The organism is Cupriavidus gilardii, assembly GCF_017598945.1.
Taxonomy (GTDB): Bacteria; Pseudomonadota; Gammaproteobacteria; order Burkholderiales; family Burkholderiaceae; genus Cupriavidus; species Cupriavidus gilardii_E.
This window is the reverse complement of record NZ_JAGFTW010000052.1, coordinates 25,631-43,083: the sequence shown is the minus strand read 5'-3', so window position 1 is coordinate 43,083 and position 17,453 is coordinate 25,631. Positions and strand designations below refer to the sequence as shown.

Here is a 17,453-nt window from a genome sequence, read left to right as displayed (position 1 = left end):
CCGTTGGACAGCGGGCCGACCAGCAGCACCGACAGGCCGTAGACATGCGAGATCGGGAGGACGCCATAGACGCGATCGCGTGGTGCTGGTGACCGAGAACAGCGTCGGCAGCGTCAGATGTGTATAAGAGACAGCCGCGCAGCCGACGCTGTTCTCGGTCACCAGCACCACGCGATCGCCGCCGCGGCCGCCTTGGCCAAGGCCGGCGTCCGCGGCGGCGATCGCGTGGTGCTGGTGACCGAGAACAGCGTCGGCTGCGCGGTGCTGATCCTGGCCCTGAGCTCGCTCGACGCCTGGGCGATCCCGGTCAACGCGCGGCTGTCGGCGCGCGAGATCGACAACATCATCGAGCACGCCGGCGCCCGCCTGGCGCTGTATCTGGACAACGCCTACCCCGAGGCGCGCGAGCACGGCCTGGCGCGCGGCGCGCAATGGGCCGAATGGCCGCATGTCGGGCGGCTGCTGATCGGCAAGCTCAATGCCGAGGCGGTGCCCGAACCGGTGCAGGCGGACGCGCGCGAACAGGTGGCGGCGGTGATCTACACCACCGGCACCACCGGCGCTTCCAAGGGCGTGATGCTGACGCATTCGAACCTGATGTTCATCGGCCACAGCAATCGCGTACAGGCGCGCGTGCAGCCGGGCGATCGCGTCTATGGCGTCCTCCCGATCTCGCATGTCTACGGCCTGTCGGTGCTGCTGGTCGGCCCGCTGTCCAACGGCGCCACGGTCTACTACGAGCCGCGCTTCCGGCCCGAACGGCTGGCGCGCGCGCTGGTCGAGGAGAACCTGTCGGTGCTGCACGGCGTGCCGGCGATGTACGCCAAACTGATCGAATGGGGCCGCAGCCAGCCGACGCCGCTGCGCGCGCCGGCCCTGCGCATGGCGCAGTCGGGCGGCGCGCCGCTGACCGCGACGCTGAAGGCGGCCTTCGAGCAGACCTTCGGTATCACGCTGCACAACGGTTACGGCATGACCGAAACCTCGCCGACGGTCAGCCAGACCCGCGTCGATGCGCCGCGCAGCGACTGCTCGGTAGGCCAGGCGGTGCCGGGCGTCGAGGTGCGGCTCGGCAATCCGCTGCCGGACGGCAGCGGCGAGCTGCTGGTGCGCGGCCCCAACGTGATGAAGGGCTACTACAAGCGCCCCGATCTGACCGCGCAGGCAATCGATGCCGACGGCTGGCTGCATACCGGCGACCTGGCGAAGATCGACGGCGACGGCGCCATCTCGATCGTCGGCCGCTCGAAGGAAATCATCATCCACTCGGGCTTCAACGTGTATCCCGAGGAAGTCGAACAGTCGATCAACGCCTATCCGGCGGTGGTGCAGTCGGCCGTGGTCGGCCGCGCGATCGAAGGCAACGAGGAGGTGATCGCCTTCGTCGAGGTCCGGGCCGGCATGACGCTCGATCCGGCCGCGCTGAAGGCCTTCCTGCGCGAACGCCTGTCGCCGTACAAGATCCCGGCCGAGATCAAGGTGGTCGCGCAATTGCCGGCCGCGCCGTCGGGCAAGATCCTGAAGGCCCGGCTGCGCGAGATGCTGGCCGCCGGCGAATTCTGATCTCGCCATGACGACCGAGGACCAGGCCGAAGCGATGCTGCGCGAGCCCGCCGAGCGGGTCGAAGGCGACCGCACGGAAGACCAGGCCCCGCGCCACAAGGAGGACCGGCACTTCGTCACTGCGCTGGCGCGCGGCCTCGACGTGCTGGCCTGCTTCCGCGGTTTCGATGCGCGGCTGGGCAACGCCGAACTGGCGCAGCGCTGCGGGCTGCCCAAGTCCACCGTGTCGCGGCTGACCCATACGCTGACCGAACTGGGCTATCTGCGGCTGGAGCCCGACGTCGGCAAATATCGTCTCGGCAGCTCCGCGCTGGCACTGGCGCCTGCCGCACGCGAAGGCGCCGATGTGCTGGCAGTGGTGCGGCCGCACATGCAACGGCTGGCCGATCTGTCGCAAGGCGTGGCCTCGCTGATCCTGCGCGATCGCGGCCGCATGCTGATCTTCGAGAACTGCCAGGCCGAAAGCTATCTGACTCTGCGCGTGGCGGTCGGCACGCGCATCTCGGGCCTGACCACCGCCGCGGGCCGCGCCTATCTGCAGGCCCTGCCGGCCGCCGATGCGCGCCAGGCGCTGGCCGCCTTCCGCGCCGACGACGGGCTTGGCGAGGCCGACGCGCAGGCGGTACTGGCGCGCAGCCGCGACGAAGTCCGCCGGATCGGCTGCACCAGCTCGTTCGGCGAATGGCTGCCGGACATCAACTCGATCGCTGCCGCCTTTCATCCGGGCCCCGCGCTGCCGCCCATGACGTTGAGCTGCAGCGGCCCCAATGCGGTCGTCCCGCCCCGCCATCTGCTCGACGTGGTGCGGCCGGTGCTGATCGAATGCGTGGCGCGCATCGAGCGCGAACTCGGCAGCGGCGCAGCGGCGGCCGGCACGCCGCGGCGCTGACGGGCGAGCCGGCACGTCGCCAGCGGGCTACCGTTTGCGACACTGGCGGCGACAAATTCGCAAGCAAGCGGCCAGCATGCCGCCATGATTCCGGTGTTCCGCGAACCGATCGGCCCGCCTGGGGGCGCGGCCCATCGGAGCGGCAATTCCACTGCCCGCGCGTCCGTGCGGCATCTCCCGGATCGGTCCTCGCATGCCTGCTCTGCCCTTCTGCGCCCGCACTTCCCTTCCCGCGCGCTTTGCGACGCCGCACGACTTCTTCGAAGCCCTGGCAACAGGCAGCGACGAATCCACGCTGCGGCCGATCGTCAATCGGCGCGCCGCCTTCTTCGTCGGCGGTCGCGGCGTCAGGCTGGTCGTCGAGGAAGCCCGCAACGCCAATGCGGGCCACCCCGTCGATATTCGGCTGGAACGCACCTGGCGCGAGTTGGGCTGGTTTCGCCGCGTCGTGGTAACGCTGCTCCGCTGCGTAGTGCCAGGCGACACCAACCGATGCGCTCGGCCGCATCGCGGCCAGCTCCGCGCCGTATCGAACGCCATCGGGCGGCTGCGCCAGCGTGCCGGTGTGGCTGGCGCCGCCGCTGCGCCGCCGCAGGGGGAACCAGCCATGCCCGGCAATTCCGGCATTGCCGTTGCCAATCCGCCTCCGCCGATTGCCCCGTCGATGCCGCCCGAGCTGTACCGCGAAAGGTTGCGGTCCCTCGCCGACCGCATCGGCAAGGCCAGCCGCTGCAAGCTCTTCGAAAGCAAGGAGAAGTGGCGCGACGTGGTCCTCTCGGTCGCACGCAACGACCCGCCCGAATGCCTGGACGTCGTCGCCGCCGTCGTACTGGCACAGATGGCCGCCGTGGTCACATACCTGCGTCGCAGCCGCGCGGGCAACGAATCGTCGGCGTACCCGCAGGTGCGCGACGTGATGCAGGCCATCTGCAACGCCGCCGATGCCGAGGACGACAAGCTGGCCGACCTCGCCGTGCGCCTGACCGAAGTGTGGAAACAGCACTGGTGGCGCGGCGAGAGCGCGCGGCATTCGCCGTTCCGAGAGTTCAAGCTGCCCGTCGGCGTGGTCCGGCGCATCGGTGCGTCCTTGCGCGACGACTGGCTGCTCGTTGCCGACGAGTTCTGCACGCTGGAGCTGCGCGACCGCGAGATCAAGCGCCTGATCGTTGCCGCGTCGGCAAGGTCCATCACCACTGCCACCGGCCCGGCAGATCCGTCCCCTTCTATTCGCTGAGCCGCATCGCCGGCGTGATCTGCCGCGGATCGGTGCACAGTTCCAGCAGCGCCGGCTTGCCCGCGGCACAGGCCCGGGCGAATGCGTCGGCGAACCCGGCCGCGCTGGTCAACCGCTCGGCCCAGGCCCCACAGGCCTGCGCCAGCGCAACGAAATCCGGATTGACGATACCGGTGCCGCTGACACGGCCCGGATAACGCCGCTCCTGATGCATGCGGATCGTGCCATACATGCCGTTGTTGACGACCAGCACCACCACATTGGCGCCCACTGCCGCGGCGGTGGTCAGCTCCTGCGGATACATCTGAAAGCAGCCATCGCCGGCGAAACAGACCACCGTGCGCTCCGGGTGGCGCAGCTTGGCCGAGATCGCTGCCGGCAGCCCATAGCCCATCGCGCCGCAGGTCGGCGCCAGTTGCGTGCGCGGGCGGCGATAGGCGAAGTAGCGATGCAGCCAGACGGCATAGTTGCCGGCGCCGTTGGTGACGATCGCATCGTCCGGCAGCGTCCGGTTCAGATGGTCGACCACCGCGGTCATGTCGACGCCGCTCGCCTGCGCATGCGGCGCCGCCGGCGCGACGAAGCTCTCGTGATCGGCGCGGGCTGCGGCAGTCCACTCCCGCCAGCGGACCGTGGCCGGTGCCGCCAGGCCGGCCAGCATCGCGGCGCCCGGACCGATGCCGGCGTGAATCGCCAGTTCCGGCTGATACACGCGGCCCAGTTCCGCGGCATCCGCATGGATATGCACCAGACGCTGGCGCGGCCGCGGCGGCTCGAGCAGCGTATAGCCGTCGGTCGCGACATCGCCGAGCCGCGTGCCGAAGGCGACGATCAGATCGGCGCCGCGCACGCGCTCGGCCAGGCGCGGATTGACACCCAGGCTCAGATGGCCGACGTAGTGCGGGTCGCGGTTGTCGAGCACGTCCTGGCGGCGGAAGGCACAGGCCACAGGCAGATCCCAGGCATGCACGAAGCGGGCGAACGCGGCCGCATCCTCGTCGTGCCAGTTGGCGCCGCCGGCGATCACCAGCGGGCGCTGCGAGGCGGACAGCAGCTCGGCCAGCTTGACGCCATCCGCGGCCGAAGGCGAGGCCGCCACGGGCCGATACGCGCCGGTGTCGCGGCAGACCGCATCGCCGTCGAGCACGTCCTCGGGCAGCGCCAGCACCACCGGTCCGGGCCGGCCCGAGGTCGCGACCTGGAAGGCGCGCGCCACCAGTTCCGGGATCCGTGCGGGGTCGTCGATCTCGGCCGCCCATTTGGCCATGCCGCCGAACATCGCCGCGTAGTCGACCTCCTGGAACGCTTCCCTGCCCCGGTGCTCGCGGGCAATCTGCCCGACGAACAGGATCATCGGCGTCGAGTCCTGCGCGGCGATATGCACGCCCACGCTCGCATGCGTGGCGCCGGGTCCGCGCGTGACAAAGCAGATGCCGGGACGTCCCGTCAGCTTGCCGTCGGCCTCGGCCATATTGGCCGCCGCGCCTTCGTGCTTGCAGACCACCAGGTCGATGGCGGGCTGATCGTGCAGGGCGTCGAGCACGTCGAGGAAGCTCTCGCCCGGCACGCAGAACACGCGCTCGACGCCGTGGATGCGCAGCGCATCGACCAGGATGCGGCCGCCGCTGCGCGGCGCGGGTGCGGGCGTGCCGGCGGCAGATTCGGGAAGGTTGGCGGTAGGGGCGGTAGAGGCGGCAGGCATGGTCATCGGCTGGCTCATCGAATCGGAGTCGAAATCGGAAGCGGGACGGCGGTCGTACAGCGTCCCATTCTGCAGGCGAACGCCAATCGCGCGACAAGGCAGGACCGATTATCGCGCCAAAATTTCGGGCCGCCGCTGCGCTTGCCCGCGCGGGCGTTGGCCATGCGACGGCACGGCGCTTATCATGATTGCCCCGCGCCGTGCCCTGCCCCGGCGGCAGGCCAGCGTCGGCGGCTACTACAACAACGCGCGCGGCAACGAACAAGAACGATGAGAGCGAGACGATGAACGAGGCAATGACCGAACCCCTGCTGCCGACCGAAGCCCTGCTGCCGACCGAAGCCCTGCACCGATGGGTCACCGAGCTGTGGCTCGCCGCCGGCTCCGACGCGCGCGAGGCGCGGCTGACCGCCGACCATCTGGTCGGCGCCAACCTGAGCGGGCACGACTCCCATGGCGTCGGCATGATCCCCAAGTACGTGCTGTCGTGGCAGGCCGGCGAGCTGCAGCTGAACCGCCAGGTCAGCGTGGTGCAGCAGGCCGGCAGCCTGCTGAGCCTGGACGGCAACCGCGGCATGGGGCAGGCGGTGACCGAGCAGGCCATGGCGATGGCGATCGAGCGCGCGCGCGAGCATGGCGTCTGCGTGATGGGCCTGCGTCATGCGCACCATCTCGGCCGGGTCGGCCATTGGGCCGAGCAGGCCTGCGCGGCCGGCATGATTTCGATCCACTTCGTCAACGTGCTGTCCAAGCCGATCGTCGCGCCGCATGGGGGCTACGAGGCGCGCTATGGCACCAACCCGTTCACCATCGGCGTGCCGGTCGCCGACGCGCCGCCGCTGGTGCTGGACTTCGCCACCAGCGCGATCGCGCTGGGCAAGGTCCGCGTCGCGCATAACAAGGGCGTGCCGGTGCCGCCCGGTTGCCTGGTCGATGCCGAGGGCCGCCCCACCACCGATGCCGGCGTGATGTACCCTGCCGACGGTCAGACGCGCGGCGCGCTGCTCGGCTTCGGCGAGCACAAGGGCTACGTGCTGGCGATGATGTGCGAGCTGCTCGGTGCCGCGGTGACCGGCGGCCACACCATCCGCCCCGAGACGCTGACCCACCGGCACGCGGTCTGGAACAATATGCTGGCGATCGTGTTCGATCCGGCCCGGCTGGCCGACAGCACCGCGTTCGGCCACGAGGTGCAGGCCTTCGTCGACTGGGTGCGCGCGTCGCGCCGGCAGCCCGGTTGCGATGCGATCCTGCTGCCGGGCGAGCCCGAACGCGAGGCGCGGCGCCGGCGCGCCGAGGCCATCCCGATCGACGCCGGCACGCTCGCCGAGCTCGACGATGCGGCAGCGCGCGTGGCGGCGGCCACCGGGCGGTCGCCGGGGCCGCTGTCACGGCTGTGCCGGCACTGAGGTCTTCTCGCTTTTTCCCCGCCGTATTTCCGCTGTCCTTTCTCGCTACTTGATACTTGCTGCTCGCTACCCGACGGAGTCTTCCATGCCCCATCTCGTCATCGAAATCACCGAAAACGCACGCCTGAACTGCTCGCCCGAGGAATTGCTGGACCAGGCCAACGCCGCGCTGCTGGCATCGGGCCAGTTCCAGGAGCCCGATATCAAGTCGCGTTGCATCACGCTGCAGACCTACCGCCAGGGCACGGAGCCGGTCGAACGCGCCTTCGTCCATGGCCGGCTGTCGATTCTCGATGGCCGCGACGTGGCGACGCGGCAGGCGCTGGGCCAGGCGGTCTGCGAGGTGATCGCCGAAGCGGTCCGCTCCGGCGCCAACAATACGCCGGTGCAGGTCAGCGTCGAGGTGCGGGAGATGGAGCGCGCCAGCTATGCGAAGCAGGTGATCGGCGGCTGAAGGGCGCGCCGCGCTATTGCGATGCCGTCGTGGAAACTGGCGCGGGCGCGGCGTTCCCGTCCAGCCCCAGCACCGACAGCATCACGCCGGTCTGCCAGGCGAAATACGGGTTGTAGGTCAGCCGCGCGTGCACCTTGCCCGGCTCTCGATAACCCCAGTCGGAAAACCAGACCTCGCCGCCATCGACGCAGCGCTGGTACTCGGCCGGCTCCTGCCCGTTCAGGCACAACCGCAGCGATCCCTGCCGGCCATAGAGCGGGTTCGCGTCGGAAAACAGCACCCCCATGTGCGAAAACTGGCTGATGCGCTCGGCCGGCAGGCGGTCCGGCCGCACCAGCACGCGGCCGGCGCTTGCTTCGTTGCCTGCTTCGTTGCCTGCTTCGTTGCCTGCTTCGTTGCCCGCGCCGATGCTGCCGTCCATGCCTGCCTCGCCCGCCTCCGCGCCATACCAGATCAGCCGGCTGGCCGGGTGCGTGAAGCGCGTGCCGAACACCTGCCGCACGTAATGCGCGTCGACCACCGAGTCGTGCTCGGCGACGATCAGCAGCGCCGGCTTGTCGTAGGGGCGCGCATCGAGCGCCGCGCGCGCCGCTACATTGCTGCGGTAGTACTGCGCGAAGCCGTTGGTCGGCGTGTTCAGATAACGCACCGGCGTCTGCTGCGGCCGGTCGTCGCCGGTGGACAGCAGCCACGGCACCACCGGCGCGAGCCAGGGTGTCACCCACTCCCAGCGGCTGCCGGAGCGCAGCGCCGGCGACACCAGCAGCAGCCCGGCGATCTCGGGATGTGCGTGCGCGTAGTCCAGCACCAGATTGGCACCGGTGGAGAAACCGCCGAGATACAGCGGCCCCTCCCCGACGCTGTTCCGCAACGCCGTGACCTGCTCGCGCAGCACGCGCTGCCAGTCCTCCAGCCGCACGCCCATCAGGTCCGACGGCGCGGTGCCATGCCCCGGCAGCAACACCGTGCGCACGAGCAGGCCGCGTTCGGCCAGCCGCGGCGCGATATCGACGAAGGACCACGGCGAGTCGCCGAGCCCGTGCACCAGCAGCGCGCCGCCCTGCGGCGTGCCGGTCGGGCGCCATTCGCGCGGCAGGTTCCACTCGGTTTCGGCATGCATGTCCGCAGAGACATAGCGGCGGCGACCTTCGAGCGCCGCGAGCGCCTGCGCGCGATGGGCGGCGAAGGTCGGCGCCATCGCAGGCGTGCGGCCCGCGATGTCGTCCTGCGCGGTGGTGCTGCAGGCCGCGGCGAACAGCATGCAAAGCCCGGCCGCGGTGGCGATCAGCGCCGCGGCGCCGAGGCGGCGGACACGGTTTGCCATGCGCACGCCGTGCGGCGTGCGCGGTTTGCTGCCGCCGATCATGCCGTGGCCGCCTGCGTCAATGGCGGCAGGCTATCAGACGCCGGCGCCTGCGGCGGCAGCGCCGGCAGCGTCAGGCCGATGCAGACCACGCCGCGCGACTGGCGCGCGAATACCGCACCGCCATGCATGGTGGCGATGGCCTTGACGATCGCCAGCCCGAGCCCGTGGTTCTGCCGGCTGTCGGCGCGCGCGCTGTCGACGCGGTAGAAGCGGTCGAACAGCCGGTCCATCTGCGCGGTCGACAGCGGCTCCGCCTCGTTGCGTACCGCGATCGTTACCAGGCCGCCCTCGTCGCCGATCTCGACCGCGACCGGCCGTCCGTGCAGGCCATGCTGCAGCGCATTGCCGAGCAGGTTGGTGATGGCCCGCTGCAGCAGCGAGGCGTTGACGCGGGCACGCGCGTCGCCGACGACCTCCAGCGTCGCGCCGGCATCCTCGAACAGCATGTCGAGAAAGTCCGCGCTGCGGCGGACTTCATTGGCCACCGATACCTCGACCAGATCGCGCGCCAGCGCGCCGCGGTCCGATTGCGCGAGAAACAGCATGTCGACGACGATGCGGCCGAGCCGTTCCAGGTCCTCCAGGTTCGACTGCAGGATGTCCTCCAGCTCGCGCACGCTGCGCGGGCGCGACAGCGCCACCTGGGTCTGGCCGATCACGTTGCCCAGCGGCGTGCGCAACTCGTGCGCGACATCGGCATTGAACGCGGACAGCTGCACGTAGGCGCGTTCGAGCTTGTCGAGCGCGCCGTTGAAGGCCAGCACCAGGCCGCACAGTTCGGCCGGCAGATCGGTATCGGGCAGCCGCTCCAGCTTGCGCGGATTGAGCTCGCCGGCATGGCGCGACAGCGCCTCGATCGGCGCCAGCCCCACCTTGGCGATGCGCCAGCCAAGCACCGCCACGGCCAGCACGCCCAGCGCCGAGCAGACGATCAGGGCGACGCCCAGCACGCGGCTGGTCTGGTAGAACGGCGCCTGATCGACTGCGACCACCAGCGCCAGCGCGGGGCGGTCGTCCAGTGCGGGGATGATGCGCTTGAGCATCAGGAAGCTGCGGTCGTCGAACTGCACCGTCCAGACATCGGGCGCACGCTGCGTCGTCACCGCGTCGGGCGGAAACGGCTTGCCGAAGCGGAAGCGCGTGTCCGGCGTGTCGACGAAGTAGCGCAGGCTGTCGTCCTCCGGCGTCATGCCGGTCAGCACCGCGCCGAAGCGCTCCCATTGCGGCTGCGTGCCGTAGTGGGCCGCCTTCGGGCCGATCAGCTGGAAGCGCGCCTCCAGCTCCTCGACCTGGCGCTTCTCGAGTTCGACGCATTGGACGTAGTACATCACGAAGCCGGTGACCGAGAACACCAGCGCCGCCGCGAGGGCGAACATCGCGGCCAGCCGCGTGGCGATCGAGCGGCGGCGGCTCACGCGACTTCCTCGGCGCGGCACTCGAGCACATAGCCCATGCCGCGGATGGTATGCAGCAGCTTGGGCTCGCCGGGCCAGTCGAGCTTGGCGCGCAGGCGCTTGATCGCGACCTCCACCACATTGGTATTGCAGTCGAAGCTGATGTCCCAGACCAGCTCGGTGATCGCGGTCTTCGAGACGATCTGCGACTGACGCCGTGCCAGCACCGACAGCAGCGTGAATTCGCGCGCGCTCAGGTCCAGCCGCCGGGTGCCGCGCATCGCGCGCCGCGACAGCAGATCGATGCGCAGGTCGCCGACCGTCAGCTGCGACGGCTCGCTCTGGCGGCCGCGGCGGGTCAGCACATTGAGCCGGGCCAGCAGCTCCAGGAAGGAAAACGGCTTGGCCAGGTAATCATCGGCGCCGGCATCGAAGGCGTTGAGCCGGTCGTCGAGATCGTCACGCGCGGTCAGCATGATGACCGGCGTCTGCTGCTCGCGCCGCAGCGATTTGAGCATCGACACGCCGTCCAGATCGGGCAGCATCACGTCGAGCACGATCGCATCGTAGGGCTCGGTGCACGCCATGTGCAGGCCGTCGACACCGTTGGTCGCCGTGTCGACCACATAGCCGTTCTCCGACAGTCCACGGCGCAGATAGTCGACGGTCTTGACCTCGTCCTCTACCAACAACAGTTTCATGGGTCCGGCCCTCCGTGTCCGGGAATGTTTCGCGGCGCCCGCAACGGCCGGCCCCGCCATTTCCGGCAACTATAGGTGAAAGCCGCCGGCCGAACCTGTCAACGTTGTCAGCTTGCCGCCAGCACGCCGGCCCGGCCCGAACGGCATGCTGCCGGCGATATCCGGCCGATGCGTCGCGGTGCAGCGAAGGCCCTCGCATCCTGACGCAATTGTCAGGCTGGCGTCACCGCCGCGTCCGGCCCGGTTCGTAGACTGCAAACCGTGCTTGGCCAAGCCGTCTCCCCTCGTCAAGGTTCCTCGAACCACCCCGGACCTCACCTCTGAAGGAGTGTTGCCATGACTCGAACGACCCCGACCACCGTCTCTCCCCGAACGTCCAGCGCCCCACCCCGCCCGCGTCCGCCGCTAGCGGCCCAGCGGCTGCGCGCCTTGCGCCAGCGCTGGCATGCGCGCCGCCGTGCGATGCTGGCCGCGCTGCTGCCCACGATGGCAATGATGATCGGCGCCACCGTCTCGCTGTCGGCCAAGGCCGCGCCGCGCACGACCGACCCCTACACCGACGGTGCCCGCAGCGCGACCCAGAAGTTCGATGTGTTCACCGAAGGCGCGAACCGCCTCGGCCCGCGCGACAGCTTCACGCAGGGCGGACACAGCGCGGACCATCGCGATCGCTTCAGCGACGGCGCGCACACGCAGGAAACGCCGGCCGATCACAGCGCCTAAGTCGGGAGGGCTCCGGCTCGCTGCTCGCCATGATTGGTGGGTGGGCGAAAATGCCTGGCGGTTAATTGCAAATACACATGGCATCGTACCGAGCCGCCAATAGAAAAGGGAGCCGCAACGCGGCTCCCTTTTTCACTGCCTGCCGCCACGGGCAAGATGCCCGTCGCGGCCACGTCGATGACGAATTACAGCGCAGCGTCCTTCAGCTTCTTCAGCGGGCGGACCTTGACCTTGACGCTGGCCGGCTTGGCCGGGAACCAGCGCTCTTCGCCGGTGAACGGATCCTTGCCGAAGCGCTTCTTCTTCGCCGGGACCTGTTGCGCGGTGATCTTCAGCAGGCCGGGCAGCGTGAATTCGCCGGCGCCCTTCTTGTGCAGCGCGCTGACGATGGTGTTTTCCAGATGGGCGAGCACCGTCTTCACGGCCTTCGGCTCGACTTGCGTCTGCGCGACCAGGTGAGCGACCAGGCTGGATTTGTTGAAGGTGTCCTTCAGCGGACGCGGGGTTGCGGTTGCCGGCGCAGCGGCCTTCTTCGCGGCAGCCTTCACGGGCGCCTTGGTTGCCGGTGCCTTCTTGGTCGCGGTGGTCTTGGTTGCAGCTTTCGCGGTCGATTTCGCTTTGGTCGCCATATTGGTCAGATAGAGTTGAACGGTTGGCGCCGCAAACCCCGCGAAAACAGCGTACGGCTGCGGCGGCCACCGAATCATAGCGGAAAGTGACGCATTTCCAAGGGGGTTTGGCCCGTTACCCCCCGAAAACCCCGTAAAAACCCGGGGAAAAGTCCCGCTGTCTGTCGCGCCGATGCATCGATGCACGTGCACGGCAACGCCGGCGGCTGCGATCGACGCGCATCGCTGCGCTGCGCGCGTGAGGCCGTGATGGCCCGCGCCTTCGCTGGCGCAGCCGATTCAGTGCGCGTGCGCGTCCATCCGTTCGCGCGTATCGCGCGCCAGGCCCAGCGCGAAGGCAGTCTCGGCTACCAGGAACAACGGCCCGATCAGCAGCCCGACCAGATCGTCGACGAAGGCCGGCTTGCGCCCCTCGTAATAGTGGCCGACGAACTGGATGACCCATCCGAGCACGAACAGCCCGATGCCGATCGCGAGCCATGCGGCGGTCGACATCTCGCCGATCAGATGGCCGGCATAGACGAACAACGCCAGGATCAGCGTCATCGCAACGCCGAAGCCCGCCGACAGCCGCAGGTAGAACAGACAGGACAGCAGATAGACCACGATCGCCGGCGTCAGCACCGCGGCACCGTCGCCGAGCGGAATCTGCGGGCGCGCCAGCAGCGTGGTGACCGCCAGCACGATCATCGGGATGCCGACGAAGTGCGTTGCCACGTTGCGGCGGTCGCGGTGATAGGCGGCGTACTGGGATAGATGGTCTACCAGCGTTTTCATGGCGTCTCCTCCTGTGAGCAGCGGCGCGAAGCGCATGCCGTTGGCCGGTTGCGGCGCCGTGCTGCGCGCGCCGGCCCGGCGCGATCGATTTATAGTAATGGGCGCACCGGGCACGGTCTGTCCGAATTTTGACAGTCCGGGTTTGCACCGAGGGCTGCCCTGCCTCGCGGACCGGCGCGCGCGCACCGGCGCCCTGCGCCGCGATGACGAGGGAGACCACCATGGGCATTCCGCCCCTTGCCCGCCCCACGCACGACAGCAGCCGCGATGCCGACGCGCTGGCCCCGCTGCGCACGGGAAGCTGGTTTCGCGGCCTGCCCGACGACATGCGGGCGGCGCTGCTCGACGGCGGCGCGATGCGCCGGCTCGAAGCGGGCGAGGTGCTGTTCCAGCGCGGCGATCCCTTCGATGGCCTGTACGCGGTGATCGCCGGTGCGGTACTGGTGCATGCGCACGATGCCGGCGGCAAGGCCGCGCTGCTCGGCCTGCTCGAAGCGGGCGCATGGTTCGGCGAGATCTGCCTGTTCGACGGGCTGCTGCGCACGCATGACGCCCGCGCGGCCACGCGTGCCGCGGTGTGGCACGTCCCGCGCGCCCGGCTCGACGCGATGCTGGGCGAGCAGCCGGCCTGGTGGCGCGAATTCGGCAGGCTGCTGGCCGGCAAGACGCGCGAGGCGTTCCGCTATGTCGAGGAGGCGCAGCTGCTGCCGCCGGTGGCACGCACCGCGCGCCGGCTCGCCGCGATCGCCCGCGCCTATGGCGACACGCCGCCGGCGACGGGCGAGCCCGGGGTGTCCGCACGGCAGCCCCATCGCTCGATTCACCTGCCGCAGGAACAGCTCGCGCAAATGCTTGGGCTCTCCCGGCAAACGGTCAACCACGCGCTGCGCGAACTGGAGGCACGCGGCCTGCTGCGGCTGCGCTACGCCGACATCGAACTGCTCGATCCTTCGACACTGGAGACCCTGACGTGACCATGCCCGACCAGCCGGCCCTGGACGCCGCTCGACTCGACGCCTACCTGCATCGCATCGGCCTGCCGCAACGCCCCACCCCCAGCCGCGAGGCGCTCGACGCGATCGTCGCCGCGCACCTGCAGCGCATCCCCTTCGAGAATATCGACGTGCTGCTCGGCCGCCCCATCGATATCGCGCTCGACGCGGTGTTCGACAAGCTGGTGACGCGCGAACGCGGCGGCTATTGTTTCGAGCACAACACGCTGCTGGCCGCCGCGCTGACCGCGCTGGACTTCGATGTGGTGCCGCTCGCGGCGCGCGTGCGCTTCGGCATCGAGGAAGGCGTGCCGACGCCGCAGTCGCATCTGCTGCTGCGCGTGCGCGTCGCCCATCGCGACTACATCGCCGATGCCGGCTTCGGCGGCCCCAACCCGCCCTGCTCGCTGCCGCTGTCCGAGCCGGCGCCGCAGGGGCTGCCGTACCGGCTGGTCGGCGCGCCGCCGAGCGCGGCATCGAACGGCGCCTTCCATCTGCTCGACCTCGAGCTCAACAGCGGGGACGAGTGGATCAAGCTCTATCGCTTCGACCTGTCGCCGCAGGCCTGGATCGACTACGCGGCGCGCAACTGGTATGTCTGCACGCATCCGGACAGCATCTTCCTGCACCGGCTGATGGCGGCGCGCACCGACGGCGCGGTCCGCCTGACGATGACCAACGGCGAGCTGACCGAACGCGATGCCGATGGCGGCAGCCGGCACGTGGTGCTGGAAACGCCGGCACAGATCGTGGCCACGCTGCGCGAACGGATCGGCGTGCGCCTCGATGACGAGACGGCGGCCGGATTGAAGGCATGGCTGGCGCGGCGCACCGTTTGATCCGCCCACCATGCACGCCGTGAATCCCCCGCAGAAAGAATGCTGATAAGGGCCAAAGAACGCGTGCCGGCCTGTGGACGGGCCCCGACCCTCCGACCATAATGTGCCGGTCGGCGCCGCCTCGCATCGCGAACCGCGGCGCCGCAACAACATCAGAGTCCACCGGAAAACGGGATCGGTAGAGGAGACACCCCATGTCATTGTTCGATCTGAGCGGCAAGGTCGCCATCGTCACCGGCTCTTCGCGCGGCATCGGCCGTGCGATCGCCGAGCAGATGGCAGTCCAGGGCGCCAAGGTGGTCATTTCGTCGCGCAAGGCCGAGGCCTGCCAGGAAGTGGTCGACGCCATCAACGCAAAGCACGGCGACGGCACCGCGATTGCCGTGCCCGCCAACATCTCGTCCAAGAGCGAACTCCAGCATCTGGTCGACGAGACCAACCGCGTGTTCGGCAAGATCGACGTGCTGGTCTGCAATGCCGCGTCCAACCCCTACTACGGCCCGATGGGCGGGGTCACCGACGAGCAGTTCCGCAAGGTGCTCGACAACAACGTGATCTCGAACCACTGGCTGATCCAGATGGTGGCGCCGCAGATGATCGACCGCAAGGACGGCTCGATCATCATCGTGTCGTCGATCGGCGGCCTGCGCGGCTCGCCGACCATCGGCGTCTACAACATCTCGAAGGCGGCGGACTTCCAGCTCGCGCGCAATCTGGCAGTCGAGTTCGGCCCGCACAACGTGCGCGTCAACTGCATCGCCCCGGGCCTGATCAAGACCGACTTCGCCCGCGCGCTGTGGGAAGACCCGGTGCGCTACAAGCAGTCGACCGAGAACGCGCCGCTGCGCCGCATCGGCGAACCGATCGAGATCGCCGGCGCGGCGGTCTATCTGGCCTCGAGCGCAAGCTCCTTCATGACGGGCCAGGCGCTGGTGGTCGACGGCGGCGTGACGATCTGAGCGGCCGCCCGCTCGTCACCGCCATGGCACCGTCCGCCCGCAGTGCACACGGGGACTCCCAGGGAAGTTCGCCGCGAATTTCGCCTGCCTGGCCGGCGATCTCGCTGGCCGAGGCCCACGCCCGCCTGACCGCGCCCGGCGCGCCCTTCGAGACCGAGGTGCGCGAGGTCCGCGGCACCCCTACCACGGTATGGAAGCACGCGCCGCCGACGCTGCGCGATCTGTTCCTGCAGGCGCGCGCCCGCGGCGAGCGCACCTTCGTCGTCTACGAGGACCAGCGGGTTTCCTATGCCGGCTTCGCGCGCGCCGCGCTGGCGATCGCGCATGCGCTGATCGAGGACGGCGTGCGGCCGGGCGATCGTGTCGCGGTGGCGATGCGCAATCTGCCCGAATGGCCCGCCGCGTTCTACGGCGCGCTGCTGACCGGCGCCATCGCGACGCCGCTCAACGCGTGGTGGACCGGCCCCGAACTCCAGTACGGGCTCGCCGATTCCGGCTGCAAGGTGGCGATCGTCGACGACGAGCGGCTCGAGCGGCTGCGTCCGCATCTGGCCGACTGCCCTGCGCTGGTGCGCGTCCATGTCTGCCGGGGCGCCGCGGATGCGCCAGACGGCGACCCGCGCGTGGTACCGCTGGAGCGGACCACCGGCGACGTGATGGCCTGGGACCGTCTGCCCGAACTGCCGCTGCCGGATGTCGCCATCGATCCCGAAGACGACGCCACGCTGTTCTATACCTCCGGCACCACCGGCAAGCCCAAGGGCGCCATCGGCACGCACCGCAATGCGACCACGGTGGCCTTCTGCGGCGGCTTCGGCCCGGCCCGCAACTGTCTGCGCCGGGGCGAGCCGATCCCCGAACCCGATCCGCTTGCACCGCAGAAGGCAACGCTGCTGTCGGTGCCTTTTTTTCATGTGACCGGCTGCATGTCGGTGCTGAACGGCGCGCTGCACGCCGGCAGCAAGATCGTGCTGATGCGCCGCTGGGACGCGCTGCGCGCGCTGGCGTTGATCGAGCGCGAGCGCTGCACGGTGGCCGGCGGCGTGCCGACCATCGCGTGGCAACTGGTCGAGCATCCCGAGCGCGAGCGCTTCGACCTGTCCTCGCTGGAGAGCGTCAACTACGGCGGCGCGCCGGCTTCCCCCGAACTGGTGCGCCGCATCGTCGAGGTCTTTCCGAAGTCGATGCCGGGCATCGGCTGGGGCATGACCGAGACCTCTGCCACCTTCACCAGCCACAACGCCGAGGAGTATCTGCACCGCCCGGACAGCAGCGGTCCTGCGCTGCCGATCGGCGAGATGAAGGTGGTCGACGGCCGCGGCCGCGCCTTGCCGCCCGGCGAGGTCGGCGAGCTGATGGTGCGGGGCGCCAATGTCGTGCGCGGCTACTGGAACAAGCCCGAGGCCACGGCCAATACCTTCGTCGACGGCTGGCTGCGCACCGGCGATATCGCGCGGCTGGACGAGGAAGGCTTTCTCTATATCGTCGACCGCGCCAAGGACATGCTGATCCGCGGCGGCGAGAACATCTATTGCATCGAGGTCGAGAGCGCGCTGTACGAGCATCCCGCGGTGATGGACGCGGCCCTGGTCGGCATCCCGCACCGCACGCTCGGCGAGGAGCCGGGCGCGTTGGTCGGCATCAAGCCGGGGGCCAGCGTCACCGAGGCCGAGCTGCAGGCCTTCGTCGCCCAGCGGCTGGCGGCGTTCAAGGTGCCGGTCCGCGTGATCGTGCGCAACGAAACGCTGCCGCGCAATGCCAACGGCAAGATCCTGAAGTCGGAACTGCGCAAGCTGTTCGACGACGGCGCCGGCGCCTAGGC

The 17,453-nt window shown here is 69.5% G+C and carries 16 protein-coding genes; 10 read left to right on the top strand and 6 right to left on the bottom strand.

All coding sequences use genetic code 11. The features are described 5' to 3' along the window. The first annotated feature begins 117 nt into the window (after positions 1–117). The 3 genes from J5T34_RS19630 (at position 118) to J5T34_RS19620 (ending at position 3,686) form a co-directional block, all read left to right on the top strand. A complete protein-coding gene (locus J5T34_RS19630) occupies positions 118–1,563 on the top strand; it encodes a class I adenylate-forming enzyme family protein (protein ID WP_244259089.1) in 1,446 nt (481 codons plus the stop codon). A gap of 34 nt (positions 1,564–1,597) precedes the next feature. Next, positions 1,598–2,452: an IclR family transcriptional regulator gene (locus J5T34_RS19625; RefSeq protein WP_208582121.1), complete on the top strand. Its 855-nt coding sequence runs from the start codon at positions 1,598–1,600 to the stop codon at positions 2,450–2,452. 193 nt (positions 2,453–2,645) lie between these two features. Beyond that, a complete protein-coding gene (locus J5T34_RS19620) occupies positions 2,646–3,686 on the top strand; it encodes a hypothetical protein (protein WP_208582104.1) in 1,041 nt (346 codons plus the stop codon). Here J5T34_RS19620 and J5T34_RS19615 read toward each other — a convergent pair. After that, a complete protein-coding gene (locus tag J5T34_RS19615) occupies positions 3,676–5,394 on the bottom strand; it encodes a thiamine pyrophosphate-binding protein (RefSeq protein ID WP_432207687.1) in 1,719 nt (572 codons plus the stop codon). The two genes, J5T34_RS19620 and J5T34_RS19615, sit on opposite strands and share 11 nt — an antisense overlap. Positions 5,395–5,684: 290 nt before the next feature. Here J5T34_RS19615 and J5T34_RS19610 point away from each other — a divergent pair, with 290 nt between their 5' ends. Next, a complete protein-coding gene (locus J5T34_RS19610; RefSeq protein WP_208582100.1) occupies positions 5,685–6,797 on the top strand; it encodes a malate/lactate/ureidoglycolate dehydrogenase in 1,113 nt (370 codons plus the stop codon). A gap of 85 nt (positions 6,798–6,882) precedes the next feature. Continuing rightward, entirely contained in the window at positions 6,883–7,251 is a 369-nt protein-coding gene (locus J5T34_RS19605) for a 5-carboxymethyl-2-hydroxymuconate Delta-isomerase (protein WP_208582098.1), read from the top strand. 13 nt (positions 7,252–7,264) lie between these two features. Here J5T34_RS19605 and J5T34_RS19600 read toward each other — a convergent pair whose 3' ends face one another. The 3 genes from J5T34_RS19600 to J5T34_RS19590 are packed head-to-tail and all read right to left on the bottom strand — an operon-like array spanning position 7,265 to position 10,712. After that, positions 7,265–8,575 carry an alpha/beta hydrolase gene (locus J5T34_RS19600; protein ID WP_244259087.1) on the bottom strand — a complete coding sequence of 437 codons (1,311 nt, stop codon included), beginning with the start codon at positions 8,573–8,575 and terminating at the stop codon, positions 7,265–7,267. 38 nt (positions 8,576–8,613) lie between these two features. After that, complete coding sequence (locus tag J5T34_RS19595; protein WP_208582096.1) at positions 8,614–10,032, bottom strand: heavy metal sensor histidine kinase; 1,419 nt, start codon at positions 10,030–10,032, stop codon at positions 8,614–8,616. After that, on the bottom strand, positions 10,029–10,712 hold the full coding sequence (locus tag J5T34_RS19590) for a heavy metal response regulator transcription factor (protein WP_208582094.1): 684 nt from the start codon (positions 10,710–10,712) through the stop codon (positions 10,029–10,031). Before J5T34_RS19590 ends, J5T34_RS19595 begins: the two co-directional genes overlap by 4 nt. A 336-nt stretch (positions 10,713–11,048) precedes the next feature. Between J5T34_RS19590 and J5T34_RS19585 the strand changes: the two genes are divergently transcribed. Next, positions 11,049–11,435 (top strand): hypothetical protein, encoded by a 387-nt coding sequence (locus J5T34_RS19585; RefSeq protein WP_244259086.1) that lies wholly within the window; start codon positions 11,049–11,051, stop codon positions 11,433–11,435. A 185-nt stretch (positions 11,436–11,620) separates the two neighbouring features. On the opposite strand, the gene J5T34_RS19580 is transcribed toward J5T34_RS19585, so the two are convergent. Both J5T34_RS19580 and J5T34_RS19575 read right to left on the bottom strand, forming a co-directional pair. Continuing rightward, positions 11,621–12,064, bottom strand: coding sequence for an HU family DNA-binding protein (locus J5T34_RS19580; RefSeq protein WP_174104700.1), 444 nt, complete (start codon positions 12,062–12,064; stop codon positions 11,621–11,623). A gap of 279 nt (positions 12,065–12,343) precedes the next feature. After that, on the bottom strand, positions 12,344–12,841 hold the full coding sequence (locus tag J5T34_RS19575; protein ID WP_208582092.1) for a DUF962 domain-containing protein: 498 nt from the start codon (positions 12,839–12,841) through the stop codon (positions 12,344–12,346). A gap of 221 nt (positions 12,842–13,062) precedes the next feature. On the opposite strand from J5T34_RS19575, the gene J5T34_RS19570 reads away from it, so the two are divergent. From J5T34_RS19570 to J5T34_RS19555, 4 genes are all read left to right on the top strand, one after another. Beyond that, positions 13,063–13,815, top strand: a complete 753-nt coding sequence (locus J5T34_RS19570) for a Crp/Fnr family transcriptional regulator (RefSeq protein ID WP_208582090.1) — start codon at positions 13,063–13,065, stop codon at positions 13,813–13,815. Positions 13,816–13,817: 2 nt separating this feature from the next. Further along, positions 13,818–14,672, top strand: coding sequence for an arylamine N-acetyltransferase family protein (locus tag J5T34_RS19565; RefSeq protein WP_208582110.1), 855 nt, complete (start codon positions 13,818–13,820; stop codon positions 14,670–14,672). 194 nt (positions 14,673–14,866) lie between these two features. After that, the gene (locus J5T34_RS19560) at positions 14,867–15,631 is read left to right on the top strand and encodes an SDR family oxidoreductase (RefSeq protein WP_208582088.1); all 765 of its coding nucleotides are present in this window, start codon (positions 14,867–14,869) and stop codon (positions 15,629–15,631) included. Between the two features lie 23 nt (positions 15,632–15,654). Further along, a complete protein-coding gene (locus J5T34_RS19555; protein WP_208582086.1) occupies positions 15,655–17,451 on the top strand; it encodes a class I adenylate-forming enzyme family protein in 1,797 nt (598 codons plus the stop codon). The last annotated feature ends 2 nt before the right edge of the window (positions 17,452–17,453 follow it).

Coding starts and splice junctions, on each gene's coding strand:
- J5T34_RS19605 (WP_208582098.1), top strand. CDS start 6,883: ATGCCCCATCTCGTCATCGAAATCACCGAAAACGCACGCCTGAACTGC.
- J5T34_RS19580 (WP_174104700.1), bottom strand. CDS start 12,064: ATGGCGACCAAAGCGAAATCGACCGCGAAAGCTGCAACCAAGACCACC.
- J5T34_RS19565 (WP_208582110.1), top strand. CDS start 13,818: ATGCCCGACCAGCCGGCCCTGGACGCCGCTCGACTCGACGCCTACCTG.
- J5T34_RS19575 (WP_208582092.1), bottom strand. CDS start 12,841: ATGAAAACGCTGGTAGACCATCTATCCCAGTACGCCGCCTATCACCGC.
- J5T34_RS19610 (WP_208582100.1), top strand. CDS start 5,685: ATGACCGAACCCCTGCTGCCGACCGAAGCCCTGCTGCCGACCGAAGCC.
- J5T34_RS19590 (WP_208582094.1), bottom strand. CDS start 10,712: ATGAAACTGTTGTTGGTAGAGGACGAGGTCAAGACCGTCGACTATCTG.
- J5T34_RS19625 (WP_208582121.1), top strand. CDS start 1,598: ATGCTGCGCGAGCCCGCCGAGCGGGTCGAAGGCGACCGCACGGAAGAC.
- J5T34_RS19620 (WP_208582104.1), top strand. CDS start 2,646: ATGCCTGCTCTGCCCTTCTGCGCCCGCACTTCCCTTCCCGCGCGCTTT.
- J5T34_RS19585 (WP_244259086.1), top strand. CDS start 11,049: ATGACTCGAACGACCCCGACCACCGTCTCTCCCCGAACGTCCAGCGCC.
- J5T34_RS19615 (WP_432207687.1), bottom strand. CDS start 5,394: ATGACCATGCCTGCCGCCTCTACCGCCCCTACCGCCAACCTTCCCGAA.
- J5T34_RS19560 (WP_208582088.1), top strand. CDS start 14,867: ATGTCATTGTTCGATCTGAGCGGCAAGGTCGCCATCGTCACCGGCTCT.
- J5T34_RS19555 (WP_208582086.1), top strand. CDS start 15,655: ATGGCACCGTCCGCCCGCAGTGCACACGGGGACTCCCAGGGAAGTTCG.
- J5T34_RS19570 (WP_208582090.1), top strand. CDS start 13,063: ATGGGCATTCCGCCCCTTGCCCGCCCCACGCACGACAGCAGCCGCGAT.
- J5T34_RS19630 (WP_244259089.1), top strand. CDS start 118: ATGTGTATAAGAGACAGCCGCGCAGCCGACGCTGTTCTCGGTCACCAG.
- J5T34_RS19600 (WP_244259087.1), bottom strand. CDS start 8,575: ATGGCAAACCGTGTCCGCCGCCTCGGCGCCGCGGCGCTGATCGCCACC.